This is a genomic window from Serratia sp. B501, assembly GCF_051172315.1.
Lineage (GTDB): Bacteria > Pseudomonadota > Gammaproteobacteria > Enterobacterales > Enterobacteriaceae > Serratia > Serratia ureilytica.
In genome coordinates this window covers 270,988-291,369 of record NZ_JBPIZB010000005.1, presented here as the reverse complement: position 1 = coordinate 291,369, position 20,382 = coordinate 270,988, and the positions used below count along the sequence as shown (strand labels likewise).

The following is a 20,382-nucleotide window of genomic DNA, read 5'->3' as shown; positions in this document are numbered from 1 at the left end:
GGCTATCCGGTTAGAAACGGAAGGTTGCGGTGGCGACCACCTGGCGTTCTGCGCCCCAGTAGCAGGCGTAGTCGCGGTAGCAGCTCGATACGTAAGTCTTGTCGAACAGGTTGTTGATGTTGACGCCCACGGACGAGCCCGGCAGGCCAAAGCGCGCCAGATCGTATTTAATGGTGGCGTCCACCAGCGTGTAGTCCGGCACCTTGAAGGTGGTGTTATCGCTGTTGAAGCTCGAGCTGGAGCCAACGTAACGCACGCCGGAACCCAGCGTCAAACCGCTCACCGCCGTTTCGTGGAAGGTATAATCCGCCCACAGCGACGCCATGTGTTTCGGCACTTCGACGGTCGGTTTGCCCTGATAGGTGTTGTCCTTGGTGTACTTCGCATCGGTGTAGGTATAGGAGGCGATCAGGTTGACGTTGGCATTCAACGCCGCCTTGGCTTCCAGCTCCACGCCGCGCGAACGGATCTCGCCGCTCTGCACGCTGAACTGCGCGTTATCCGGATCCGGCGTCAGGTTATTGTTTTTGGTCAGTTGATACAGGGCGCCGGTCAGCACGATCGGACGATCCTTCGGCACGTATTTCACGCCGGCCTCATACTGCTTGCCGATCGAAGGCTTGAAGGTGCTGCCCCCTTGCGTCGTGCCCAAATTCGGTTCAAACGACTCGCTGTAGCTGAAATACGGCGTCACACCGTTGTCGAACAGATAGTTCAGGCCGCCGCGCCAGGTAAACTGCCGGTCGGTCTGCTGGCTCGTCGAACTCGCATCGCGGTTATAAGCGGAGGTCTTCGCCCAGTCATAGCGCCCGCCCAGCGTCAACAGCCACTGGTTCCACTCACCTTGCTCCTGCACATACAGGCCGGTTTGCTCCTGACGGTTCAGGTAATGGTAGGGGAAGTTGATATTGACCGCGTCATTCCCATATTGCGGATGGGTCATGCTCAGACCGTCCGCAGAGCCAAATGCGGCATTGATATCGTTACGCATGCGCATGTAGTCCACGCCGAACAACAGCGTATGATCGATATCGCCGGTCTTCACCTTAGCCTGTGCCTGGGTATCCACCGAGAAATTGTTCAGGTGTTCTTTCGACTGGACATAGGCGCGATTAATCGTCGTCGGCGTCGCCGCAGAAACGCCGCTGCCATAAATACTCTTCATGTCGGTGTCCAGCTGCAGATAGCGCAGGTTCTGGCGCACCGCCCAGGTATCGTTGAAGGCGTGTTCGAAGCTGTACCCGATCATCCGCTGTTTGCGGGAGGTATAGTTGCTGGCTTCGCCTTCGTTGAAATCGGTCGGCAGCTTACCGCCGTTCGGCAACGGGATCAGCGTGCCCTGCTTCGGCAGCCAGCCGTAATAACCGGTATAGGGATCGTTTTGAATGTTGGCCAACAGCGTGAAGTTGGTCTTGTCATCCGGGCGCCAGCTAAAGGACGGCGCGATCGCATAGCGCTTCTCTTTGCTCATGTTTTGCTGCGCATCGCTGTCTTTCGCCAGGCCGGTCAGGCGATAGGAGTAGATGCCCTGATCGTCCAGCGCGTCGCTGAAATCGAAACCGGTTTGGAACAGGTTATCGGTGCCCATCTTGAACTGGATTTCGCGCAGCGGCTCGGTGGTTGGCCGCTTGCTGACCAGGGCGACCAGGCCGCCGGGGTTGCTTTTGCCGTACAGCACCGAGACCGGGCCGCGCAGCAGCTCGGCGCGCTCGAGGAAATAAGGATCGATGGACGCTTCGCTGTAGTTATCGCCCAGCAGCCGCAGGCCATCCAGATACTGAGTGGTGTTGGTGGCCGGGAAGCCGCGGATCGCCACCGCGTCATAGGTCGTGGAGCTGCCGCGGCTGGCGAATACGCCCGGCGCATAGGCCAGCGCGCCTTTCACCGTATCCGGCTGGCGCATGTCCATCTCTTCACGCGTTACCACGGAAACGGACTGCGGGTTCTTCTCGATCGGCGTATCGGTTTTGGTGCCGGTGGCGCTGCGCTTGGCGACATAGGTGCCGACCGGCCCCCAGGCGCTTTCCTGCTGGGCGGTATTGCTGCCGCCCACAACGGTAATCGTGTCTTCCTTGGCGGCCGGCTTGGCGTCGGCGGAAAAAGCCGGCATCGCCAGCGTGCCCAACGCCGCGGCGACGGTGATCGCTAACGCGCTGACGGGGGTACGGCCCTGCTTGGCCGCGGATGATGAAAGGCGCTTGGTCGGCATAGTTGATTTCTCTGATGAATAATTAAATGACGAATCTAAACGATAATAATTATTATAAGCGTCGCATTTTATGCAGAAGCCAAATTAAACTGCAAGCCGAATTCATAAGGCAAATAGGTTAAGGATTAGGCGCTTAGCCATGCGGTTAGCAGGGAAATAAAACGAGCGGAAAAATAAAAAAGCCCGCAACCAAGGTTACGGGCTTAATAACAAAGAAAAAATTTTCACCGGGGCCGACGCCCCGGTAGCGATTACTGGCCGAACATATCCTTGATCCAGCCGGCGACGCCATCGCCATCTTTTTGCTCACCCGCCGCCGGTTGCTGCTGTTGCTGCACCGCCGCCTGGCTGGCCTGGCACAATCCCTGCGGATTGTCGGTCCAGACCGGGATGGTGCGCCAGCTGCCGCCGCCGCAGATAAAGTTACCGGCAGAGTCGATGCTCATCTGGTTAATGCCTTCCGGCGGCTGCAGCATCAGCGGCAGCGGCGTCTGGTTTTCCAGATAGCGGCGATACAGGGTCAACGCGCCGTTGGCGCCGGTCAGCTTGGCCGGGCCGTTGTTATCGCGCCCGACCCAGGCGATCGCCACTTCCTTGCCGTCGATGCCGGCGAACCAGCTGTCGCGCAGATCGTTGGTGGTACCGGTTTTCGCCGCCAGGTTGTAGTTCGGGAACTTCACCGACAGCGAACGGGAGGTCCCGCGCGCCACGCCCTGCTGCATCGCGTACAGCGTCAGGTAAGCGGCCTGCGCCGGCACCATGCGCTCCGCCTGCGGGAAGCTCTGGTACAGCACCGTGCCGTCTTCGGCGATCACCGAACGCACCGCCGACAGCGGCGCACGGTTACCGCCGCTGGCGATGGTCTGGTATTCCTGCGCCACTTCCATCGGCGTCAGGCCGATCGCCCCCAGCAGCATCGAAGGCACCGGATTGATCTCCGCTTTCGGGATCCCCAGGCGTTGCAGCGTGGCGCTGATCTGATCCAGCCCGACCGACAGGCCGAGGTTCACCGTCGGCACGTTCAGCGAGTTGGCCAACGCATCCACCAGCATCACCTGACCGCGGAATTTGCGATCGTAGTTGTTCGGCTGCCAGACGGCGCCGTTCGGCTGTTTCAGCGACAGCGGCGCATCCGCCAGCCAGGTGTTGAGGCGGTATTTGTCCGGCTCGGACAGCGCGGTCAGGTACGTTGGCGGTTTGGCCAGCGAGCCGACCAGGCGTCGCGCCTGCATGGCGCGGTTGAAACCGGCGAACTGCGGGTTGGCGCCGCCGACCATGGCGCGCACTTCACCGCTGAAGCGATCGACAATCACCATCGCCGCTTCCAGATCCTGCAGGTGACGCGCAGCGCGCAGCGCCGGGATGCCGTCTTCAACCGCTTTTTCCGCCGCGTCTTGCGACACCGGATCCAGCGTGGTGAAGATCTTCACGCCGGACAGGTCATTCACCTTATCGCCCAGCTTGGTCTGCAGTTCCTGACGCACCATCTGCATAAACGCCGGCTGCGGCGTAATGACGCCGCCTTTCGGCTGCACGCCCAGCGGACGGGCGCTCAGCATGTCATACAGCTCGCCGTCGATCACGCCCTGGTTCTGCAGCAGTTTGAGCACCAAATTGCGACGTTCCAGCGCCAGTTTCGGGTTACGCCACGGGTTGTACAGCGACGCGCCCTTGACCATGCCGACCAGCAACGCCTGTTGATCGAGGCTCAGCTCATCCACCGGGCGCCCGAAGTAATACAGGCTGGCCAGCGGGAAGCCGCGGATCTGGTCGCTGCCGCTCTGGCCGAGGTATACCTCGTTCAGATACAGCTCCAGGATGCGGTCTTTGCTGTAACGGTAATCCACCAACAGCGCCATATAGGCTTCGTTGGCCTTACGCCACAGCGAGCGTTCGTTGCTCAGGAACAGGTTCTTCACCAGCTGCTGCGTCAGCGTACTGCCGCCCTGTACCGCACGCCCGGCGGTCAGGTTGGCCAACACCGCACGGCCGATGGAGTATGGGCTGATACCGTCATGCTCATAGAAGTGGCGGTCTTCCGTGGCGATCAGCGTATCCACCAACAAATCCGGGAAACCGGAGCGCGGCACGAACAGACGCTGTTCACCGTTCGGCGACTGCAACATGGTGATAAGACGCGGATCGAGGCGGAAGAAGCCGAAGCTGCGGCCGCTGTCCAGGTTTTCGATCTTCGCCAGGCGGTTATTCTGGAAATCGAGGCGGGCGCGGATCTGCCCTTCTTTACCATCCGGGAAGTCGAACGGGCGGCGCAGCATCTCGATGCTGTTGGCCTGCACGGTAAACTCGCCCGGACGCGTCATGCGGCTGACCTGGCGGTACTGCATGCCTTCCAGCAGGTTAACCATCTCCTTCTTGCTGTACGGCATGCCCGGTTCCAGGTTGACCATGCGGCCGTACACCGCCGCCGGCAGCTGCCAGACTTTGCCGTCGATGCGGCTGCGGATCTGCGAGTCCAGGTAGACGCCATAGATCGCCAACAGGACGGCAAGCACCAGGATCAGTTTGATAAACAGGCCGAGCCAGCGGCGTTTTTTACGCGGCGGAGTCGCTTTCACCTTACGCGGCATGCGTTCCTCCTCCTCTTCATACTCGTCATCGTCATACTCGTCTTCTTCGTAATCGTCATAATCGTCGTCTCGGCGACGGCGCGGCGGCTTGCGCGACGCGGTGCTTTTTGGTTGTTTTCCTTTGCGCCCGATGGGCTCGCGGTCATCCCCAGCCATGGCTGTTGTTCTCCGAGCTTGCCGACACTGCCGGCCATAATGAGTCGCTTAATCTGTGCCGACGCCGTGGCGCTGAACAGAAGAAACATCTGAATTCCAAACCTTAAACGATCGCGGCCTACTGATATTTCTTCGTTCGGCGCGTCGGGGCCGCCGTGGCCGGATCGTCCGGCCACACGTGTTTCGGGTAGCGGCCCTTCATCTCTTTTTGAACCTCGCGGTAGGCGCCTTGCCAGAAGGCCGCCAGATCGCCGGTGATTTGCAACGGCCGGTGCGCCGGTGAGAGTAACTCAAGCACTACCGGGATGCGACCCTCCGCCAACATCGGGCTGCGCTGCTCGCCGAACACCTCCTGCAAACGCACCGCCAGCGCCGGCGGTTTGCCTGCCTCATAACGGATCGGCAGGCGGCTGCCGGTCGGCACAGTGTAATGAGTGGGTAATGCATTATCCAGCCGCTGTTTTTGCTGCCAGTCCAACAGGCGGGACAGCGCCTCGGCGATGTTGACCTGCTTCAAACCGCGCAGATCGCGCACGCCGTTCAGCGACGGCAGCAACCACTGCTCCAGCGCCGCCAGCAGGGGTTCCTCGTCCATCGCCGGCCATGCCGCCTCCGGCAGCCAGGCTTGCGCGCACTGCAGGCGCACCCGCAATTGTTCGGCGGCGCCCTCCCAGTTGAGCACCGCCAGCCCCTGTGCGCGCACCCAATCGAGCAGCGCCTGCTGCAGCTCTTCGTCCGCCGGCTTGGCCAGCGGCTGCGCGCGCAGCGTCAGACGGCCGATCTGCTGGCGTTTCCAGGCGCGCAGCGTCCCCTTCTCTTCATCCCACTCCACCGCCGTGCGTTGCATGACCATCGCCGGCAGCTGCGCCGCCAACGCCTCGATATCGACCGGCAACGCCAACAAAATACGCGCATCCGGGCTGTTGTGGCCCTGCAACAGGCTGGGGACAATCAACCAGGGCGCGCGCGACAGCGCCTCGTCCTGGTTCATCGCCGCGCCCAGGCCGTTGGCCAGCAGGTAGCGGCCATCCTGACCGCGACGCTGGGCGATGCGATCGGTAAATGCCAGCGCCAACAGCCGCGGCGCCAAATCGGCGTCAACTTGCCCCGCACGTTGCGGCAGACGTTTGGCCAACTGCGCGGCACGCTGCCGCCAGTTCGGTTGCGGGCGGCTCAGCCAGTAGCCGATATCCATCTGCCCGCCGCGCGGCGGTTCTTCCAGCAATGCCGCCAGCAACGCCGCCGTCGCCAGGCCGTCGGCGCTCAGCGCCGCGCCGGTGACCAGCATCGCCGCCAGCCGCGGCTCGCATCCCAGCGCGGCCATCTGGCGCCCCGGTGCGGTGAGTTTGCCGCCGTCATCCGTGGCCCCCAGCCGGTGCAGCAACGCCCTGGCCGCCGCCAATGCCGCTGCCGGAGGCGCGTCAAGCCAGGTCAGCTGCGCCGGATCATGGCACCCCCACTGCAGCAGCTCGAGCCAGAAGCCGGTGAGATCGCTCTGTAAAATTTCCGGCTCAGCATGTTCCACCGCGCGCTCCGCCTGCTCTTTGGCGAACAGATGCCAGCAAATGCCAGGTTCCAGACGCCCGGCGCGCCCGGCGCGCTGCACCATCGAGGCCTGACTGATACGCTGTGTCGTCAGCCGCGTCAGGCCGTTGCGCACGTCGTAACGCGCTACGCGCTCCAGACCGCTGTCCACCACCAGCCGAATGCCCTCGATCGTCAGGCTGGTCTCGGCGATGTTGGTCGCCAACACCACTTTGCGGCGGCCCGGCGCCGCCGGCTGAATCGCTTTTTGCTGTTGCGCCAGAGGCAGAGCGCCATACAGCGGGCAAAGATCGGTATCACTCGCCACTTCGCCGGTCAAACGTTCCAGCACCCGGTTGATCTCCGCTACGCCCGGCAGGAACAGCAGCAAAGACCCCGGCTGTTCGGCCAGCATGCGCTTCACCGCCGCCGCTACGCCATCCTCCAGCCGCTGATGGCTGGCCAACGGCTGATACAGGCGTTCAACCGGGAAACTGCGCCCCTCGGACACCACCACCGGCGCCTGCGGCAGCAGCTGCGTCATACGGGCGTTATCCAGCGTGGCCGACATGATCAGCAGTTTCAGATCGTCGCGCAGCCCTTGCTGCACGTCGAGCAGCAGCGCCAGCGCCAAATCGGCCTGCAGGCTGCGTTCGTGGAATTCGTCGAGGATCACCAACGACACGCCCTGCAGCTCGGCATCCTGCTGCAACATGCGGGTGAGAATGCCTTCCGTCACCACTTCCAGCCGGGTCTGCGGCCCGCTTTTGCTTTCGGCGCGCATGCGGTAGCCCACGGTCTGGCCGGGATCCTCCCCCAGTTGCTGCGCCAGGCGATAGGCGACGTTCTTCGCCGCCAGCCGCCGCGGCTCCAGCATGATAATGCGCCCCGGCAACCCGGCCTTCGCCAGGAGCTGCAGCGGCAGCCAGGTGGATTTACCGGCACCGGTCGGGGCGTGCAACAGCACCTGCGGGGCAGACTGCAGCGCAGCCAGCAACTCATCGAGCACTGCGCTGACGGGCAATGAAGACACTGAATTCTCCGTAGTGGTTAGCGTTAAACGGCGTACAGTGTAGCATTAGCTTTATCCCCGTAACCTTTCAAACTGTTGCCGCGTTAGCTATAGTACGGAGCTCATTCGTGCGCCGCGCCCCTCGCGGGGCCGCTGCCAGTAACGTTTACCGCTGTTCCCGACCGTATTGTCATGCATTTGCCGAGCCCTTATGTCCAATTCGCGCCGCCTGTTTTTCGCCCTGTCCTTGCCTGACGCCCTGCAACAGCAGGTGGTCCGCTGGCGCGCCGAGGCGTTTGCACCGGAGGCCGGTCGGCCAGTGGCGGCGGCCAATTTGCACCTGACGCTGGCGTTTCTCGGTGAAGTCAGCGCACAGAAAGAACTGGCGCTGCGTAAGTTGGCCGGCCGCATCGCTCAACCCGGCTTCAGCATGCGGCTCGACGATCTCGGCCATTGGCCGCGCCCCGGCGTGGTCTGGCTCGGCACCCGCCGCGCGCCGCGCGGGCTGCTGCAGCTGGCCGAGCTGCTGCGTTCGCAGGCCGCACGCAGCGGCTGCCATCAAAGCGCGCTGCCGTTCCATCCGCACATCACGCTGCTGCGCGCCGCCACCCAGCCGGTGGCGATCCCGCCGGCGACGCCGGGCTGGGCATTCAGCGCCGACGCCTTTTCCTTGTATGAGTCGGTGTTCGAAAACGGCCGCACCCGTTACCAACACCTTGAACAGTGGCCGCTGGCCAAGCAGGCATCCCCATGATTTTTTCTCCACCGCTGCGCTCCGCCACGCTGATCAAACGTTACAAACGCTTTCTGGCTGACGTGATCACCCCGGAAGGGGAAACCTTTACGCTGCACTGCGCCAATACCGGCGCCATGACCGGCTGCGCCACGCCCGGCGACACCGTGTGGTACTCCACGTCGGACAACCCCAAACGCAAATACGCCCACAGCTGGGAGCTGACCCATACCCAACAGGGACACTGGATCTGCGTCAACACCCTGCGCGCCAACGCGCTGGTGCGCGAGGCAATTGAACACAATTTAATCAATGAATTATCCGGTTACAGTAAAATTAGCGGCGAAGTGAAATACGGCGGTGAAAACAGCCGTATCGATTTGTTATTACAGGCAGAAAATCGGGTTAACTGCTATATTGAAGTTAAGTCAGTCACATTACTGCAACAACAACGTGGTTACTTTCCTGATGCGGTAACGCTCAGAGGGCAAAAGCACCTGCGTGAGTTGCTCAGCGTGGTTGAAAGCGGGCAACGGGCGGTATTGTTCTTTGCCGTGTTACACAGCGGTATTGAGCAGGTCGCACCGGCACATCATATAGATGAGCGCTATGCGGCGCTGTTGGCACAGGTCCGGCAGTTGGGAGTGGAAGTGGTTTGCTATGGGGCAAAATTATCACCTGACGGTATTTATCTCTGCGATAAGCTGCCGTTTTTTATCGATTAGCGCAGCCGGGTCCCTATAAATAGACAACCGGCCAGCACGATCGCCAAATACGCCTTCCTTCACACGATTGTCAAGCGGGCGACAGGAATAATTGCCAACCTACCTTCCTTCTGTTATTTATAGCGGCCTGTTTTTCCCCCGCATTGGGGATTCGATAGTGCGTGTGTATGTAGGAGAAGCAACATGCAAGAAGGGCAAAACCGTAAAACCTCGTCCTTGAGCATTCTCGCCATCGCTGGGGTGGAGCCGTACCAAGAGAAGCCGGGCGAAGAGTACATGAACGACGCCCAGTTGTCGCATTTCAAGCGCATTCTTGAAGCGTGGCGCAACCAGCTCAGGGACGAAGTGGACCGTACTGTATCGCATATGCAAGAAGAGGCAGCCAACTTCCCTGATCCGGCCGACCGCGCTACTCAGGAAGAAGAGTTCAGCCTTGAACTGCGTAACCGTGACCGTGAACGCAAACTGATCAAAAAGATCGAGAAAACGCTGAAGAAAGTGGAAGACGATGATTTCGGCTACTGCGAATCTTGTGGCGTGGAGATCGGTATTCGTCGCCTCGAAGCGCGTCCGACCGCCGATCTGTGCATCGACTGCAAGACGCTGGCTGAGATCCGCGAAAAGCAGATGGCCGGCTAATACCGCTACTCTACATGATTGGAGCTGCATCAAGGCGGCAAAAATGCGCATGCCGATGAGCTTACTCAAGTAAGTGATTCGGGTAAGCAGGCGCAGCTAACACAGATGCAGTTTCAAGCATAACGAGTATGTTACCGCTGCGGCGTGCGCATCCGCGTGCGCCGCACAGAGAAAAGGGAACCCCTCCCCTCTGATATGCAAGAAAGTCATTATGTGGGGCGCTTTGCCCCATCGCCTTCCGGGGATCTGCATTTCGGTTCGCTGATTGCCGCTCTGGGAAGCTACCTTCAGGCTCGCGCCCAACGCGGGCAGTGGCTGGTTCGCATCGAAGATATCGACCCGCCGCGCGAAGTCCCCGGCGCCGCCGCTCGCATCCTGTCCGCGCTGGAACATTATGGTCTCCACTGGGACGGCCAGGTCATCTATCAATCCCAACGTCACGACGCCTATCGCGCCGCGCTGGATCTGTTGCAGCGCCAGGGGCTCAGCTATTACTGCACCTGCACCCGCAGCCGCATCCAGCAAATCGGCGGATTGTACGACGGCCACTGCCGCGATTTGCAGCTCGGCCCGCAGGGCGCCGCCATCCGCTTGCGTCAGACCGCCCCCGTTTACCGGTTCCACGATCGCCTGCAGGGAGAATTGCACGCCGATCCGGCGCTGGCGGGAGAAGACTTTATCATTCGCCGCCGCGACGGGCTGTTCGCTTACAACCTGGCGGTGGTGATCGACGACCATTTTCAGGGCGTGACCGAGATTGTCCGCGGCGCCGATCTGATCGAACCGACGGTGCGCCAAATTGCCCTTTACCGCCAGCTGCAGGCGCCGGTGCCCGCCTATGTGCATCTGCCGCTGGCGCTGGGTGCCAACGGCATCAAACTGTCGAAGCAAAACCATGCGCCGGCGTTGCCCGCTGGCGATCCGCGGCCGGTGCTGATCGCCGCGCTGAAATTTCTGCGCCAACCGCTGCCGGAAAGCTGGCAAGATCTTGACCTGCCATTATTATTGAGCTGGGCGATCGAACACTGGCGGTTGGAAAACGTGCCGCGTCAGGAGGCTATCCCTCTGTATGAAAACACGCCGGCATTCTCAAAGGAGCCATGGTGAGCTATGATTAGCCGCTATTTTTTGTTAGCTCCATTTTTATCAGTCACTATCGAGGTGTACCATTTTTACCCGAGTAGCCAACTTCTGTCGTAAGGTACTGACCCGCGATGACAAGCTGCCCCGCGACGACGCGGCGGCCGGCGATAAAAACGTAGTCCGCGAAGAGCGTGCCGCGGCGCCAAGCCGCCCTGCGCCGCAGCCGCGCGCCGCCGATAACGGCAGCAACGCCCCTGCCCGCCGCTCAACGCCGCGCAAGCGTCCGCCTTTCCCCCTCGCCGAGAGCAACGACTCGATGACCGTGATCCCGCGCGAACAACACTCGATTTCGCGCAAAGACATCAGCGAGAATGCGCTGAAAGTGCTTTATCGCCTGAACAAGTCAGGCTACGAGGCTTATCTGGTCGGCGGCGGGGTGCGCGATCTGTTGCTCGGCAAAAAGCCGAAAGACTTCGACATCACCACCAACGCCACGCCGGAGCAAGTGCGCAAGCTGTTCCGCAACTGCCGCCTGGTCGGCCGCCGCTTCCGTCTGGCGCACGTGATGTTCGGGCCGGAGATCATCGAAGTGGCCACCTTCCGCGGTCACCACGAACAGAATCAGGAATCCGACAAGAATTCCTCCCAGCAGGCGCAAAACGGCATGCTGCTGCGCGACAACATCTTCGGTTCGATCGAGGAAGACGCCCAGCGCCGTGATTTCACCATCAACAGCCTGTACTACGGCGTGGCGGATTTCACCCTGCGCGATTACGTCGGCGGCCTGAACGATCTGAAACAAGGCGTGATCCGCCTGATCGGCGATCCGGAAACCCGTTACCGCGAAGATCCGGTGCGCATGCTGCGCGCGGTGCGCTTCGCCGCCAAGCTGGATATGCGCATCAGTGAAGAGACCGCCGAGCCGATCCCGCGTCTGGCTTCGCTGCTGCATGAGATCCCACCGGCGCGTCTGTTCGAAGAATCCCTCAAGCTGCTGCAGGCGGGTTACGGTTTCCAGACCTACCTGAAGCTGTGCGAATATCAGCTGTTCCAACCGCTGTTCCCGCTGATCGCCCGCAACTTCACGCCGAACCACGATACGCCGATGGAGCGCATTCTGGTGCAGGTGCTGAAGAACACCGATCATCGCCTGCAGAACGACATGCGCGTCAACCCGGCCTTCCTGTTTGCCGCCATGCTGTGGTACCCGCTGCTGGAGCACGCGCAGAAACTGGCGCAGGAAAGCGGCCTGGCGTACTACGACGCCTTCGCGCTGGCGATGAACGATGTGCTCGACGAGCAGTGCCGCTCGCTGGCGATCCCGAAACGCATTACCACGCTGGTGCGCGATATCTGGCAGCTGCAGCTGCGCCTGTCTCGTCGTCAGGGCAAACGCGCGCACAAACTGATGGAACATCCGAAATTCCGCGCCGCCTATGATTTGCTGGCGCTGCGTGCGGAAGTGGAAGACAATCAGGAAATGCTGCGTCTGGCCGAGTGGTGGGGTGAGTTCCAGGACGCCACGCCGGCGCGGCAGAAAGCCATGTTGAGCACCCTGGGTGACGATCCGGCGCCGCGTCGCGCGCGTCAACGCCGTCCTCGTCGCCGGGCACCGCGTAAAGAAGGGGCATAATGATCCGCGTTTATATCGCGCTGGGCAGCAACCTGGCGCAGCCGCTGCAACAGGTTAACGCCGCGCTGGAGGCGCTGGAGCATCTCCCGCGCACCCGGCTGGTCACCTGTTCTTCGTTTTACCGCACCAAGCCGCTGGGGCCGCAAAACCAGCCGGACTTTCTCAACGCGGTGGTGGCGCTGGATACCCTGTTGCCGCCCGAACAGCTGCTCGACCATACCCAGGCGATAGAACGCAATCAGGGGCGCGTGCGCAAGGATGAACGTTGGGGGCCGCGCACGCTCGATTTAGACATCATGCTGTACGGTGACAAGGTGATCCATACCGATCGCCTGACCGTACCGCATTACGGCCTGAAAGAGCGCGAATTCATGCTCTACCCGCTGGCGGAAATCGCCCCCGATCTGATTTTCCCCGATGGCGAACCGCTCGCCAGCTGCCTCAAGCGCGTGCCGGAAAACGGCATGGCGCTGTGGCACTCGTCAAAACCGAAATCCTGACCCGCCTACAGCGCCAGCCGCGTGACGAACCCGCCTGTCGGGCGATTGGCGAAACTGACCTGTAAACCATGCAAGCCGGCGATACGCTGCACGATCGATAACCCCAGCCCGCTGCCGGTTTGCTCCTGTCCCGGCGGGCGATAGAAGCGTTCCCCCAACCGCGCCAGATGCTCTGTCGTCACCCCCGGCCCCTCATCCTCTACCGTCAGCGAGCGCTCGCTCAACGTCACGGTGACCGCGCCGCCCTGCGGGGTGTAACGCACCGCGTTGTCCAGCAAGTTGCGCAATAACAGTGACAGCAGCAGGGTCTGCCCCTGACGCACCGGCGGCGTTCCCTGCTGTTCATAACGCAGCGTCACGCCCGCCGCATGAGCCAGCCGATCCTGTTCCGCCAGGGTCATCATCACCAGTTCGTTCCAGTCAATGGGCGCCAGCTCGGCCAGATCCGACAGCGAATCCAGCCGCGACAACGTCAACAGCTGATCCACCAGCCGGGTGGCGCGATCGATGCCGACCGTCAGATTATCCAGCGCGTGCTCGCGCATCGGCGCATCGTCCCCCGCCAACTGCACCACTTCGGTCTGCACCCGCAATGCCGCCAGCGGGCTGCGCAATTCGTGCGCGGCATCGGAGGTGAAACGCCGCTCCCGCACCAGCAACGCGTTGATGCGGGCGAACAGCGCGTTGAGCGCATCCACCAGCGGGCGCACCTCGGTTGGCACCTGGCGCGCATCCAGCGGGGTGGCGTCATCGGGCGCGCGCCGACGCAAACCGGCGGCCACCGCACGCAGCGGCCGCAGCTCGCGCCCAACCATCAGCGCAATCAGCAGCATCAGCACCGGCAGCGTCGCCAGCCAGGGCACCAATTGGCCGGTCACCATGCCCAGCGCCATATCGCGCCGGTAATCCCACTCCTGGCCGACCACGATGCGGTAGCGCCCGTCTGGGCTGGTCAACCATACCAGGCGCCAACTGTCGTCATCGCCTTTGCGTTCGCCGTCGGTAAAACCTTCACGCTCCCCGTCAAACAGGAAGTCGGCACCGTTCTCGCCGTCGTTGAGCAGAATCTTGCCTTGGCGATCGAAGATGGCGAACGCCAGCGCGTCATCATCTTGCTCGCCCCGTTTGCCATGATGCACCAGCTTCTTGGTTTTCGGCAGGCTGCGCGCGCTTTCATCGGCCAGCAGATCGCCGAGGTTGGCGGTCGCCAGCCGCTTGGCGAACAGCATCTGCTGGGTGTCGAACACTTCGTTGATGGTATTGCGCGACATCACCCAGGCCACCACGCTGGCAGTGCACCAGGTCAGCAGCGCCAGCAGGCTGAAAATCAGGATCAGACGCAGCCGCAGGCTGAGGCGCTTCACGGAGCATCCCCCAGCGTATAGCCCACGCCGTGGATGGTGCGGATGAAGCCGTTGCCCAGCTTGCGCCGCAGGTGGTGAATATGCACCTCCACCGCGTTGCTGCTCACCTCGTCGTCCCAGTTGTACAGCTTCTCCTGGATCAACGGCCGCGCCAGCACGCGCCCCTTGTTGTGCAGAAACAGCTCCAGCACCGCCAATTCACGCGGCGTCAGCGTCACCGGTTCACCGTTGCAGCTCACGCTGCGGGTGGCGCTGTCGAACACCACGTTGCCGTGCGTCAGCTGTGGCATCAGTTGGCCGTGGCGACGGCGGATCAGCGCCTGCAGGCGCGCCGCCACTTCGGCCAGCGCGAACGGCTTGCACAGGTAATCGTCGGCGCCGCTTTGCAACCCGCTGACCCGTTGCTCCAACGCATCGCGGGCGGTGAGGATCAGCACCGGCACATCCTGCCCGGCCTGGCGCCACTGGCGCAAGAGATCCAGTCCATCGAGGCCCGGCAGGCTGAGATCGAGGATCACCGCGTCATACGGCGCACTGCCCAGGGCGTTTTTACCAACCGCGCCGTCGGTGAACCAGTCCAGATTAAAGCCGAGTTTGGTCAGCCCGGCCTTGATGCCGTCCCCGATCAGTTTGTCATCTTCGATCAGCAGAATTCGCATGAGTATCCCTTTTGAGTCATGACGCCATTGCACCACAAGGTTCTTAAGAACCGCTTAAGCATGGCGATCCGCGCTACCCACCCCGATCGGGTTACAGTAGAATGGCTGCACTTTTTTGCAGCCTGGGCCTGCGTAAGCCGCACGGCCCGTTTCAGGAGACGTTGTGATGAAACCCACCACCGTGACCCATTTGCGCCAGTGGAAACAGGAGCAACGCAAGTTTGCTACCCTTACCGCCTACGATGCCAGCTTTGCCAAGCTGTTTGAAGAGCAAGGCATTAAAGTCCTGTTGGTGGGCGATTCGCTGGGCATGACGCTGCAGGGCCACGACTCCACGCTGCCGGTCACCGTCGCCGACGTCGCCTACCACACGCGCGCCGTGCGCCGCGGCGCGCCGGCCTGCCTGCTGCTGGCCGATTTGCCGTTCATGAGTTACGCCACCCCGGAACAGACCTTCGCCAACGCCGCCGAGCTGATGCGCGCCGGCGCCAACATGGTGAAACTGGAAGGCGGCAGCTGGCTGTGCGACACGGTGAAAATGCTCGCCGAACGCGCGGTGCCGGTATGCGGCCACCTGGGGCTGACGCCGCAGTCGGTCAACGTGTTCGGCGGTTATAAGGTGCAAGGGCGCGACGAACTGGCCGCCAAACAGCTGCTGCAGGATGCGCAGAATCTGGAGCTGGCCGGCATTCAGCTGCTGGTGCTGGAGTGCGTGCCGACCGAGCTGGCACGCCAGATCACCGAAGCGCTCTCCATTCCGGTCATCGGCATCGGCGCCGGCAACGGCACCGACGGCCAAATCCTGGTGATGCACGACGCCTTCGGCATCACCGGCGGCCACACGCCGAAATTCGCCAAGAACTTCCTGGCGCAAAGCGGCGATATCCGCACGGCGGTGCAACACTACATTCAGGAAGTAGAGCAAGGCCTCTATCCGGCGGCTGAACACTCTTTTAACTAAGCGATGGTTCCAGGAGTCACCCAATGATTATTATCGAAACCCTGCCGCTGCTGCGTCAGCAGATCCGCCGCTGGCGCCAGGACGGCAAGCGCATCGCACTGGTGCCGACCATGGGCAACCTGCACGACGGCCATATGACGCTGGTCGATGAAGCGCGCGCCCGCGCCGACGTGGTGGTGGTGAGCGTCTTCGTCAACCCGATGCAGTTCGATCGCCCGGACGATCTGGCGCGCTACCCGCGCACGCTGCAGGAAGACAGCGAGAAGCTGACCCGCCGCGGCGTCGATCTGGTGTTCGCGCCGGCCCCGGCCGCGGTCTATCCGCAGGGGCTGGAGCAGCAAACCTATGTCGACGTGCCGGGCATCTCCACCATTCTGGAAGGCGCAAGCCGGCCGGGCCACTTCCGCGGCGTTTCCACCATCGTCAGCAAGCTGTTCAACCTGGTGCAGCCTGATTTGGCCTGTTTCGGCGAGAAGGACTACCAACAATTGGCGCTGATCCGCAAAATGGTCGCGGACATGGGTTACGACATCGACATCGTCGGCGTGCCGACCGTGCGCGCCAAAGACGGCCTGGCCCTCAGTTCACGCAACGGTTACCTGACCGCCGAGGAACGCAAGGTTGCGCCGCAGCTGAGCAAAATCATGAACGCGCTGGCGCAGCAGCTGGCCAATGGCGAGCGCCATGTCGAAACGCTGTTGGAACAGACCGCCGAGCAACTGCGCGCCGCCGGCTTTACGCCGGATGAGCTGTTTATTCGCGATGCCGACAGCCTGCAGCCGCTGACGGTGGACAGCCAACGGGCGGTGGTGCTGATGGCCGCCTGGCTGGGCAAAGCGCGGCTTATCGACAACCAGCAGGTTGACCTGACGCTGTAAGTCATTTTTTATACTGTCGTCATCCTGCCGCCCTGACCATAGGTAGACAATGGCGGAACGATCGGTGACGATAGAGATTGCAGGGATGCAGGAGAGATGTTCAACCCCAACGCCTGTGAAGGCCGATATTCAGTTAGGTAAAGCTATGATACGTACTATGCTGCAAGGCAAGCTGCATCGCGTCAAAGTCACTCAGGCTGACTTGCACTATGAAGGATCCTGCGCCATCGATCAGGATTTCCTGGAAGCGGCCGGCATTCTGGAATATGAAGCGATCGATATCTACAACGTGGATAACGGCCAGCGCTTCTCCACCTACGCCATCGCCGCCGAGCGCGGTTCGCGCATTATTTCGGTCAACGGCGCCGCCGCGCGCTGCGCCTGCGTGGGCGACAAACTGATCATCTGCTCCTATGTGCAAATGACCGACGCCGACGCCCGCCAACATCACCCGAAAGTCGCCTATTTCGAGGGTGACAACAACCTGCAGCGCAAGGCGAAAGCCGTGCCGGTTCAGGTCGCCTGACGGTAAAACGGGCGCCTCGCGCGCCCGTTCTTTTCCTTACTGCACCACCGTGCCCGGCTTGTTGGCTATCCGATCCGCCATGGTCTGGATCGAGTCGGTGCGCAGAATATACAGCCGCTTCAACGTATAGGGATTATCCCCCGGCTTCACCTTACCCTGCACCGTGGTCACCGCCAGATGGAAACCGGCGTCCTGCGCCGCCTGGATAGCCCGCTGGTTATAGCCGCCGAACGGGTAAGACAGATACAGCACGTGCGGGTTGAACTGCGACAGCGCGCGGCGCGAGCGCTCAAAATCGAACTCGATATTGTGCAGCGAACGGCTCAGCAAAATCGGCTGGCGATTGCCGTCGGTGCGATGCAGGAAGTGGGTGTGCGACTGCACGTCGAACACGTCCTGAATCTGCTTGAGCTCCGAGACGCTCATAAACTGCAGCGAGTCCGGGTTCCATTTCTGCGGATGACGCTTGATGCGCGAAGAGATGATGAACGCCGTCGCGCGGAAACCGTAATCCTTCAATACCGGGTAAGCGTAGCGATAAACCGATTTCAGCCCGTCGTCGAAGGTCAGCACGATCGCCTTGCCCGGCAGGTTGATCTGATTTTTCAGGTAGGCTTCCAGCTGATACAGCGAAATGGTGTCGTAACCCGCCTGCTTCAGGTAGGTCATCTGGTTGCTGAACGCCACGTCCGAGGTAGTGGTCGAGGTATGGCGGAAGCGCTTGTTCTCTTCGTTTTTCAGCAGGTGATGGTAGGTCAGCACCGGTATGCCGTTATCGATCTCGCAGTCCAGCTCATTGACGAACCCCAGCCGATCGCCGATGTTGACCTCGTACCAGGTATTGTTCAGCCGATCCTTCAGCTTGCCGATGATCGGATAACGCAGATTGCCTTCCAGCGTGCCGAAGACCTCGCTGTTCTTGTCCGCCGCGGTGTATACGTCGATCGCCTTTTGGGTGATCAGATTCTGGTTGGTCAGCGGCTTGTTCAGCTCGCCCAGATCGTCTTGCACCTTGCGCGACTTCTTCAGCTCGCGCACGTCGTCTTTATCGATAAAGCCGGTGCCGTGCCCGAATTTGAATTCGTAGTATTCCGCATCCGCCGGGAACACCTGGATCAGTTGCCCGCGCTTCACTTCCCCTACCGGGATCACATGCTCGCCCACCAGCGAATAGACTTCGCTGTCGCGCTGCGCTTCCATGTATTCAGATTTAACCGCGCCGTCTTCCGACAGCAGATTCGCCAGGCTCACAGGGGAAACCAACGACATCAGAATGCCGAGTAACCCAGTCGCCAACTTGTATTGAGGCCGCATGATGATGTTCTGCTTACGAGTGCGTAATGACAAAAATGAAGGAAATGTGGAGCGCCAGCATAGCACGATTTGAACAGCGGGGAACTAGCGGTTATTTGAGCGATTCTATTGATTTACGCGCCGCCTGCGCCAAATCGGGAAAAGCGCCCCCGCCGGGAAAACGAGGGCGCATCAGGATCAGCTGCGCAGGCCGCGGCCGCGTTCGATCAGGTACCAGGACAGCAGGTAGAACACCGTGATAAACGCCACCAGCACCGCCATGGTGAACGCCAGCGGCACGTCGTTGATGCCGAGGAAACCGTAGCGGAAACCGCTGATCATATAGACGATCGGGTTCAGCTTCGACACCGCCTGCCAGAACGGCGGCAGCAGCGACAGCGAGTAGAACACCCCGCCCAGGTAGGTGAGCGGCGTCAACACGAAGGTCGGGATCAGGCTGATGTCGTCGAAAGTGGTGGCGAACACCGCGTTGATCAGCCCCGCCAGCGAGAACAGGATCGCCGTCAGCAACAGCGTCAGCGCAATCACCCACCAGGCGTGCACCTGCAGCGGCACGAAGAACAGCGAGATGATGGTCACCAGCACGCCGACGCAGATACCGCGCGCCACGCCGCCGCCGACATAGCCGGCGATCACCACGTGGGTCGGCACCGGCGCCACCAGCAGTTCCTCAATGTTGCGCTGGAATTTGGCGCTGAAGAACGACGACGCGACGTTGGCGTAGGAGTTGGTGATCACCGCCATCATGATAAGGCCGGGCACGATGAACTGCATGTAGCTGAAGCCGTGCATATCGCCGATGCGCGAACCGATCAGGTTGCCGAAGATGATGAAGTACAGCGTCATGGTGATCACCGGTGGCACCAGGGTCTGGATCCAGATGCGCGCGAAGCGGTTCACCTCTTTGGCCCAGATGCTCTGTAAGGCCACCCAATACAAACGCGTCATGCTTTCTCTCCATTGCCGTTAACCAGGGTGACAAACAGCTCTTCCAGACGGTTCGCCTTGTTGCGCATGCTCAGCACCTGCACGCCCTGCGCGCTCAGCTGGGCGAACAGGCCGTTTAGCCCCTGTTCACGCATCACCTCCACTTCCAGCGTCGAGGTATCCGTCAGGCGGCTGCGGTAACCGTCCAGCTTCGGCAGCGGGCTTTTCGCCGCCAGATCGAGGATAAAGGTTTCCGACTTGAGCTTGGCCAGCAGCCCCTTCATCGAGGTGTTTTCCACCAGCTCCCCGTTCTGGATGATGCCGATGTTGCGGCACAGCATCTCCGCCTCTTCCAAATAGTGGGTGGTGAGGATGATAGTGGTGCCCTGGGCGTTCAGCTCTTTCAGAAAGCCCCACATCGAGCGGCGCAGCTCGATATCCACCCCGGCGGTCGGTTCATCGAGGATCAACAGCTTTGGTTGGTGCATCAACGCGCGGGCGATCATCAGACGGCGCTTCATGCCGCCGGACAGCATGCGAGCACGCTCGTTGCGCTTGCCCCACAGGTCCAGCTGATTGAGGTACTTTTCGGCGCGCGCCATCGCTTCACGCCGCGTGACGCCATAGTAACCCGCCTGGTTCACCACGATCTGCAATACGGTTTCAAACGGGTTGAAGTTGAACTCCTGCGGCACCAGGCCAAGCTGGCGTTTGGCGTTGACGATGTCTTTATCGATGTCGTAACCGAACACCCGCACGCTGCCGGCGGTTTTGTTCACCAGCGAGCTGATGATGCCGATGGTGGTGGACTTTCCGGCGCCGTTTGGCCCCAGCAGGGCATAAAAATCCCCCGCCTCGACGCTCAGGTCGATGCCGCGCAGCGCCTTGACGCCACCGGCGTAAGTCTTGGTCAGCTGCGCTAATTCCAGTGCATAATTCATATGTAAAATA

At 61.3% G+C, this 20,382-nt stretch carries 17 protein-coding genes; 9 read left to right on the top strand and 8 right to left on the bottom strand.

Annotated elements, in window-relative coordinates; genetic code table 11:
• Positions 1-10: 10 nt before the first annotated feature.
• From fhuA to hrpB, 3 genes are all read right to left on the bottom strand, one after another.
• On the bottom strand, positions 11-2,209 hold the full coding sequence (gene fhuA / locus ACSBQV_RS17540) for a ferrichrome porin FhuA (protein WP_099784504.1): 2,199 nt from the start codon (positions 2,207-2,209) through the stop codon (positions 11-13).
• Positions 2,210-2,460: 251 nt separating this feature from the next.
• Positions 2,461-4,953 (bottom strand): bifunctional glycosyl transferase/transpeptidase, encoded by a 2,493-nt coding sequence (mrcB, locus tag ACSBQV_RS17535; RefSeq protein ID WP_099784506.1) that lies wholly within the window; start codon positions 4,951-4,953, stop codon positions 2,461-2,463.
• 118 nt (positions 4,954-5,071) lie between these two features.
• Complete coding sequence (gene hrpB, locus ACSBQV_RS17530; RefSeq protein ID WP_199169658.1) at positions 5,072-7,510, bottom strand: ATP-dependent helicase HrpB; 2,439 nt, start codon at positions 7,508-7,510, stop codon at positions 5,072-5,074.
• A 190-nt stretch (positions 7,511-7,700) separates the two neighbouring features.
• Here hrpB and thpR point away from each other — a divergent pair, with 190 nt between their 5' ends.
• From thpR to folK, 6 genes are all read left to right on the top strand, one after another.
• Entirely contained in the window at positions 7,701-8,243 is a 543-nt protein-coding gene (thpR, locus tag ACSBQV_RS17525) for an RNA 2',3'-cyclic phosphodiesterase (protein WP_042785353.1), read from the top strand.
• The gene (gene sfsA, locus ACSBQV_RS17520) at positions 8,240-8,947 is read left to right on the top strand and encodes a DNA/RNA nuclease SfsA (protein ID WP_004937572.1); all 708 of its coding nucleotides are present in this window, start codon (positions 8,240-8,242) and stop codon (positions 8,945-8,947) included. Before thpR ends, sfsA begins: the two co-directional genes overlap by 4 nt.
• A gap of 183 nt (positions 8,948-9,130) precedes the next feature.
• Complete coding sequence (gene dksA / locus ACSBQV_RS17515; protein WP_004937569.1) at positions 9,131-9,586, top strand: RNA polymerase-binding protein DksA; 456 nt, start codon at positions 9,131-9,133, stop codon at positions 9,584-9,586.
• A 195-nt stretch (positions 9,587-9,781) separates the two neighbouring features.
• Positions 9,782-10,693: a tRNA glutamyl-Q(34) synthetase GluQRS gene (gene gluQRS / locus ACSBQV_RS17510; protein ID WP_099784510.1), complete on the top strand. Its 912-nt coding sequence runs from the start codon at positions 9,782-9,784 to the stop codon at positions 10,691-10,693.
• A 61-nt stretch (positions 10,694-10,754) separates the two neighbouring features.
• Positions 10,755-12,302: a polynucleotide adenylyltransferase PcnB gene (gene pcnB / locus ACSBQV_RS17505; protein ID WP_071883579.1), complete on the top strand. Its 1,548-nt coding sequence runs from the start codon at positions 10,755-10,757 to the stop codon at positions 12,300-12,302.
• Positions 12,302-12,802: a 2-amino-4-hydroxy-6-hydroxymethyldihydropteridine diphosphokinase gene (folK, locus tag ACSBQV_RS17500; protein WP_060660258.1), complete on the top strand. Its 501-nt coding sequence runs from the start codon at positions 12,302-12,304 to the stop codon at positions 12,800-12,802. Before pcnB ends, folK begins: the two co-directional genes overlap by 1 nt.
• Before the next feature lie 5 nt (positions 12,803-12,807).
• Here the strand turns inward: folK and qseC are convergent, their stop codons facing one another.
• Positions 12,808-14,166, bottom strand: coding sequence for a quorum sensing histidine kinase QseC (gene qseC / locus ACSBQV_RS17495; RefSeq protein ID WP_099784512.1), 1,359 nt, complete (start codon positions 14,164-14,166; stop codon positions 12,808-12,810).
• Positions 14,163-14,825: a quorum sensing response regulator transcription factor QseB gene (gene qseB, locus ACSBQV_RS17490; RefSeq protein WP_033651337.1), complete on the bottom strand. Its 663-nt coding sequence runs from the start codon at positions 14,823-14,825 to the stop codon at positions 14,163-14,165. The genes qseC and qseB overlap by 4 nt, the downstream gene beginning before the upstream one ends.
• Before the next feature lie 166 nt (positions 14,826-14,991).
• Here qseB and panB point away from each other — a divergent pair, with 166 nt between their 5' ends.
• The 3 genes from panB to panD all read left to right on the top strand — a co-directional run bounded on the left by panB (position 14,992) and on the right by panD (position 17,190).
• Positions 14,992-15,786 carry a 3-methyl-2-oxobutanoate hydroxymethyltransferase gene (panB, locus tag ACSBQV_RS17485; protein ID WP_004937548.1) on the top strand — a complete coding sequence of 265 codons (795 nt, stop codon included), beginning with the start codon at positions 14,992-14,994 and terminating at the stop codon, positions 15,784-15,786.
• A 23-nt stretch (positions 15,787-15,809) separates the two neighbouring features.
• Entirely contained in the window at positions 15,810-16,664 is an 855-nt protein-coding gene (panC, locus tag ACSBQV_RS17480; protein ID WP_046687790.1) for a pantoate--beta-alanine ligase, read from the top strand.
• Between the two features lie 145 nt (positions 16,665-16,809).
• The gene (panD, locus tag ACSBQV_RS17475; protein WP_004937544.1) at positions 16,810-17,190 is read left to right on the top strand and encodes an aspartate 1-decarboxylase; all 381 of its coding nucleotides are present in this window, start codon (positions 16,810-16,812) and stop codon (positions 17,188-17,190) included.
• A gap of 36 nt (positions 17,191-17,226) precedes the next feature.
• Here the strand turns inward: panD and ACSBQV_RS17470 are convergent, their stop codons facing one another.
• From ACSBQV_RS17470 to ACSBQV_RS17460, 3 genes are all read right to left on the bottom strand, one after another.
• Entirely contained in the window at positions 17,227-18,504 is a 1,278-nt protein-coding gene (locus ACSBQV_RS17470) for a polysaccharide deacetylase family protein (protein WP_033651335.1), read from the bottom strand.
• Between the two features lie 177 nt (positions 18,505-18,681).
• Positions 18,682-19,452 carry an ABC transporter permease gene (locus ACSBQV_RS17465; protein ID WP_033644696.1) on the bottom strand — a complete coding sequence of 257 codons (771 nt, stop codon included), beginning with the start codon at positions 19,450-19,452 and terminating at the stop codon, positions 18,682-18,684.
• Positions 19,449-20,372 (bottom strand): ABC transporter ATP-binding protein, encoded by a 924-nt coding sequence (locus tag ACSBQV_RS17460; RefSeq protein WP_033644695.1) that lies wholly within the window; start codon positions 20,370-20,372, stop codon positions 19,449-19,451. Before ACSBQV_RS17460 ends, ACSBQV_RS17465 begins: the two co-directional genes overlap by 4 nt.
• Positions 20,373-20,382 lie beyond the last annotated feature (10 nt).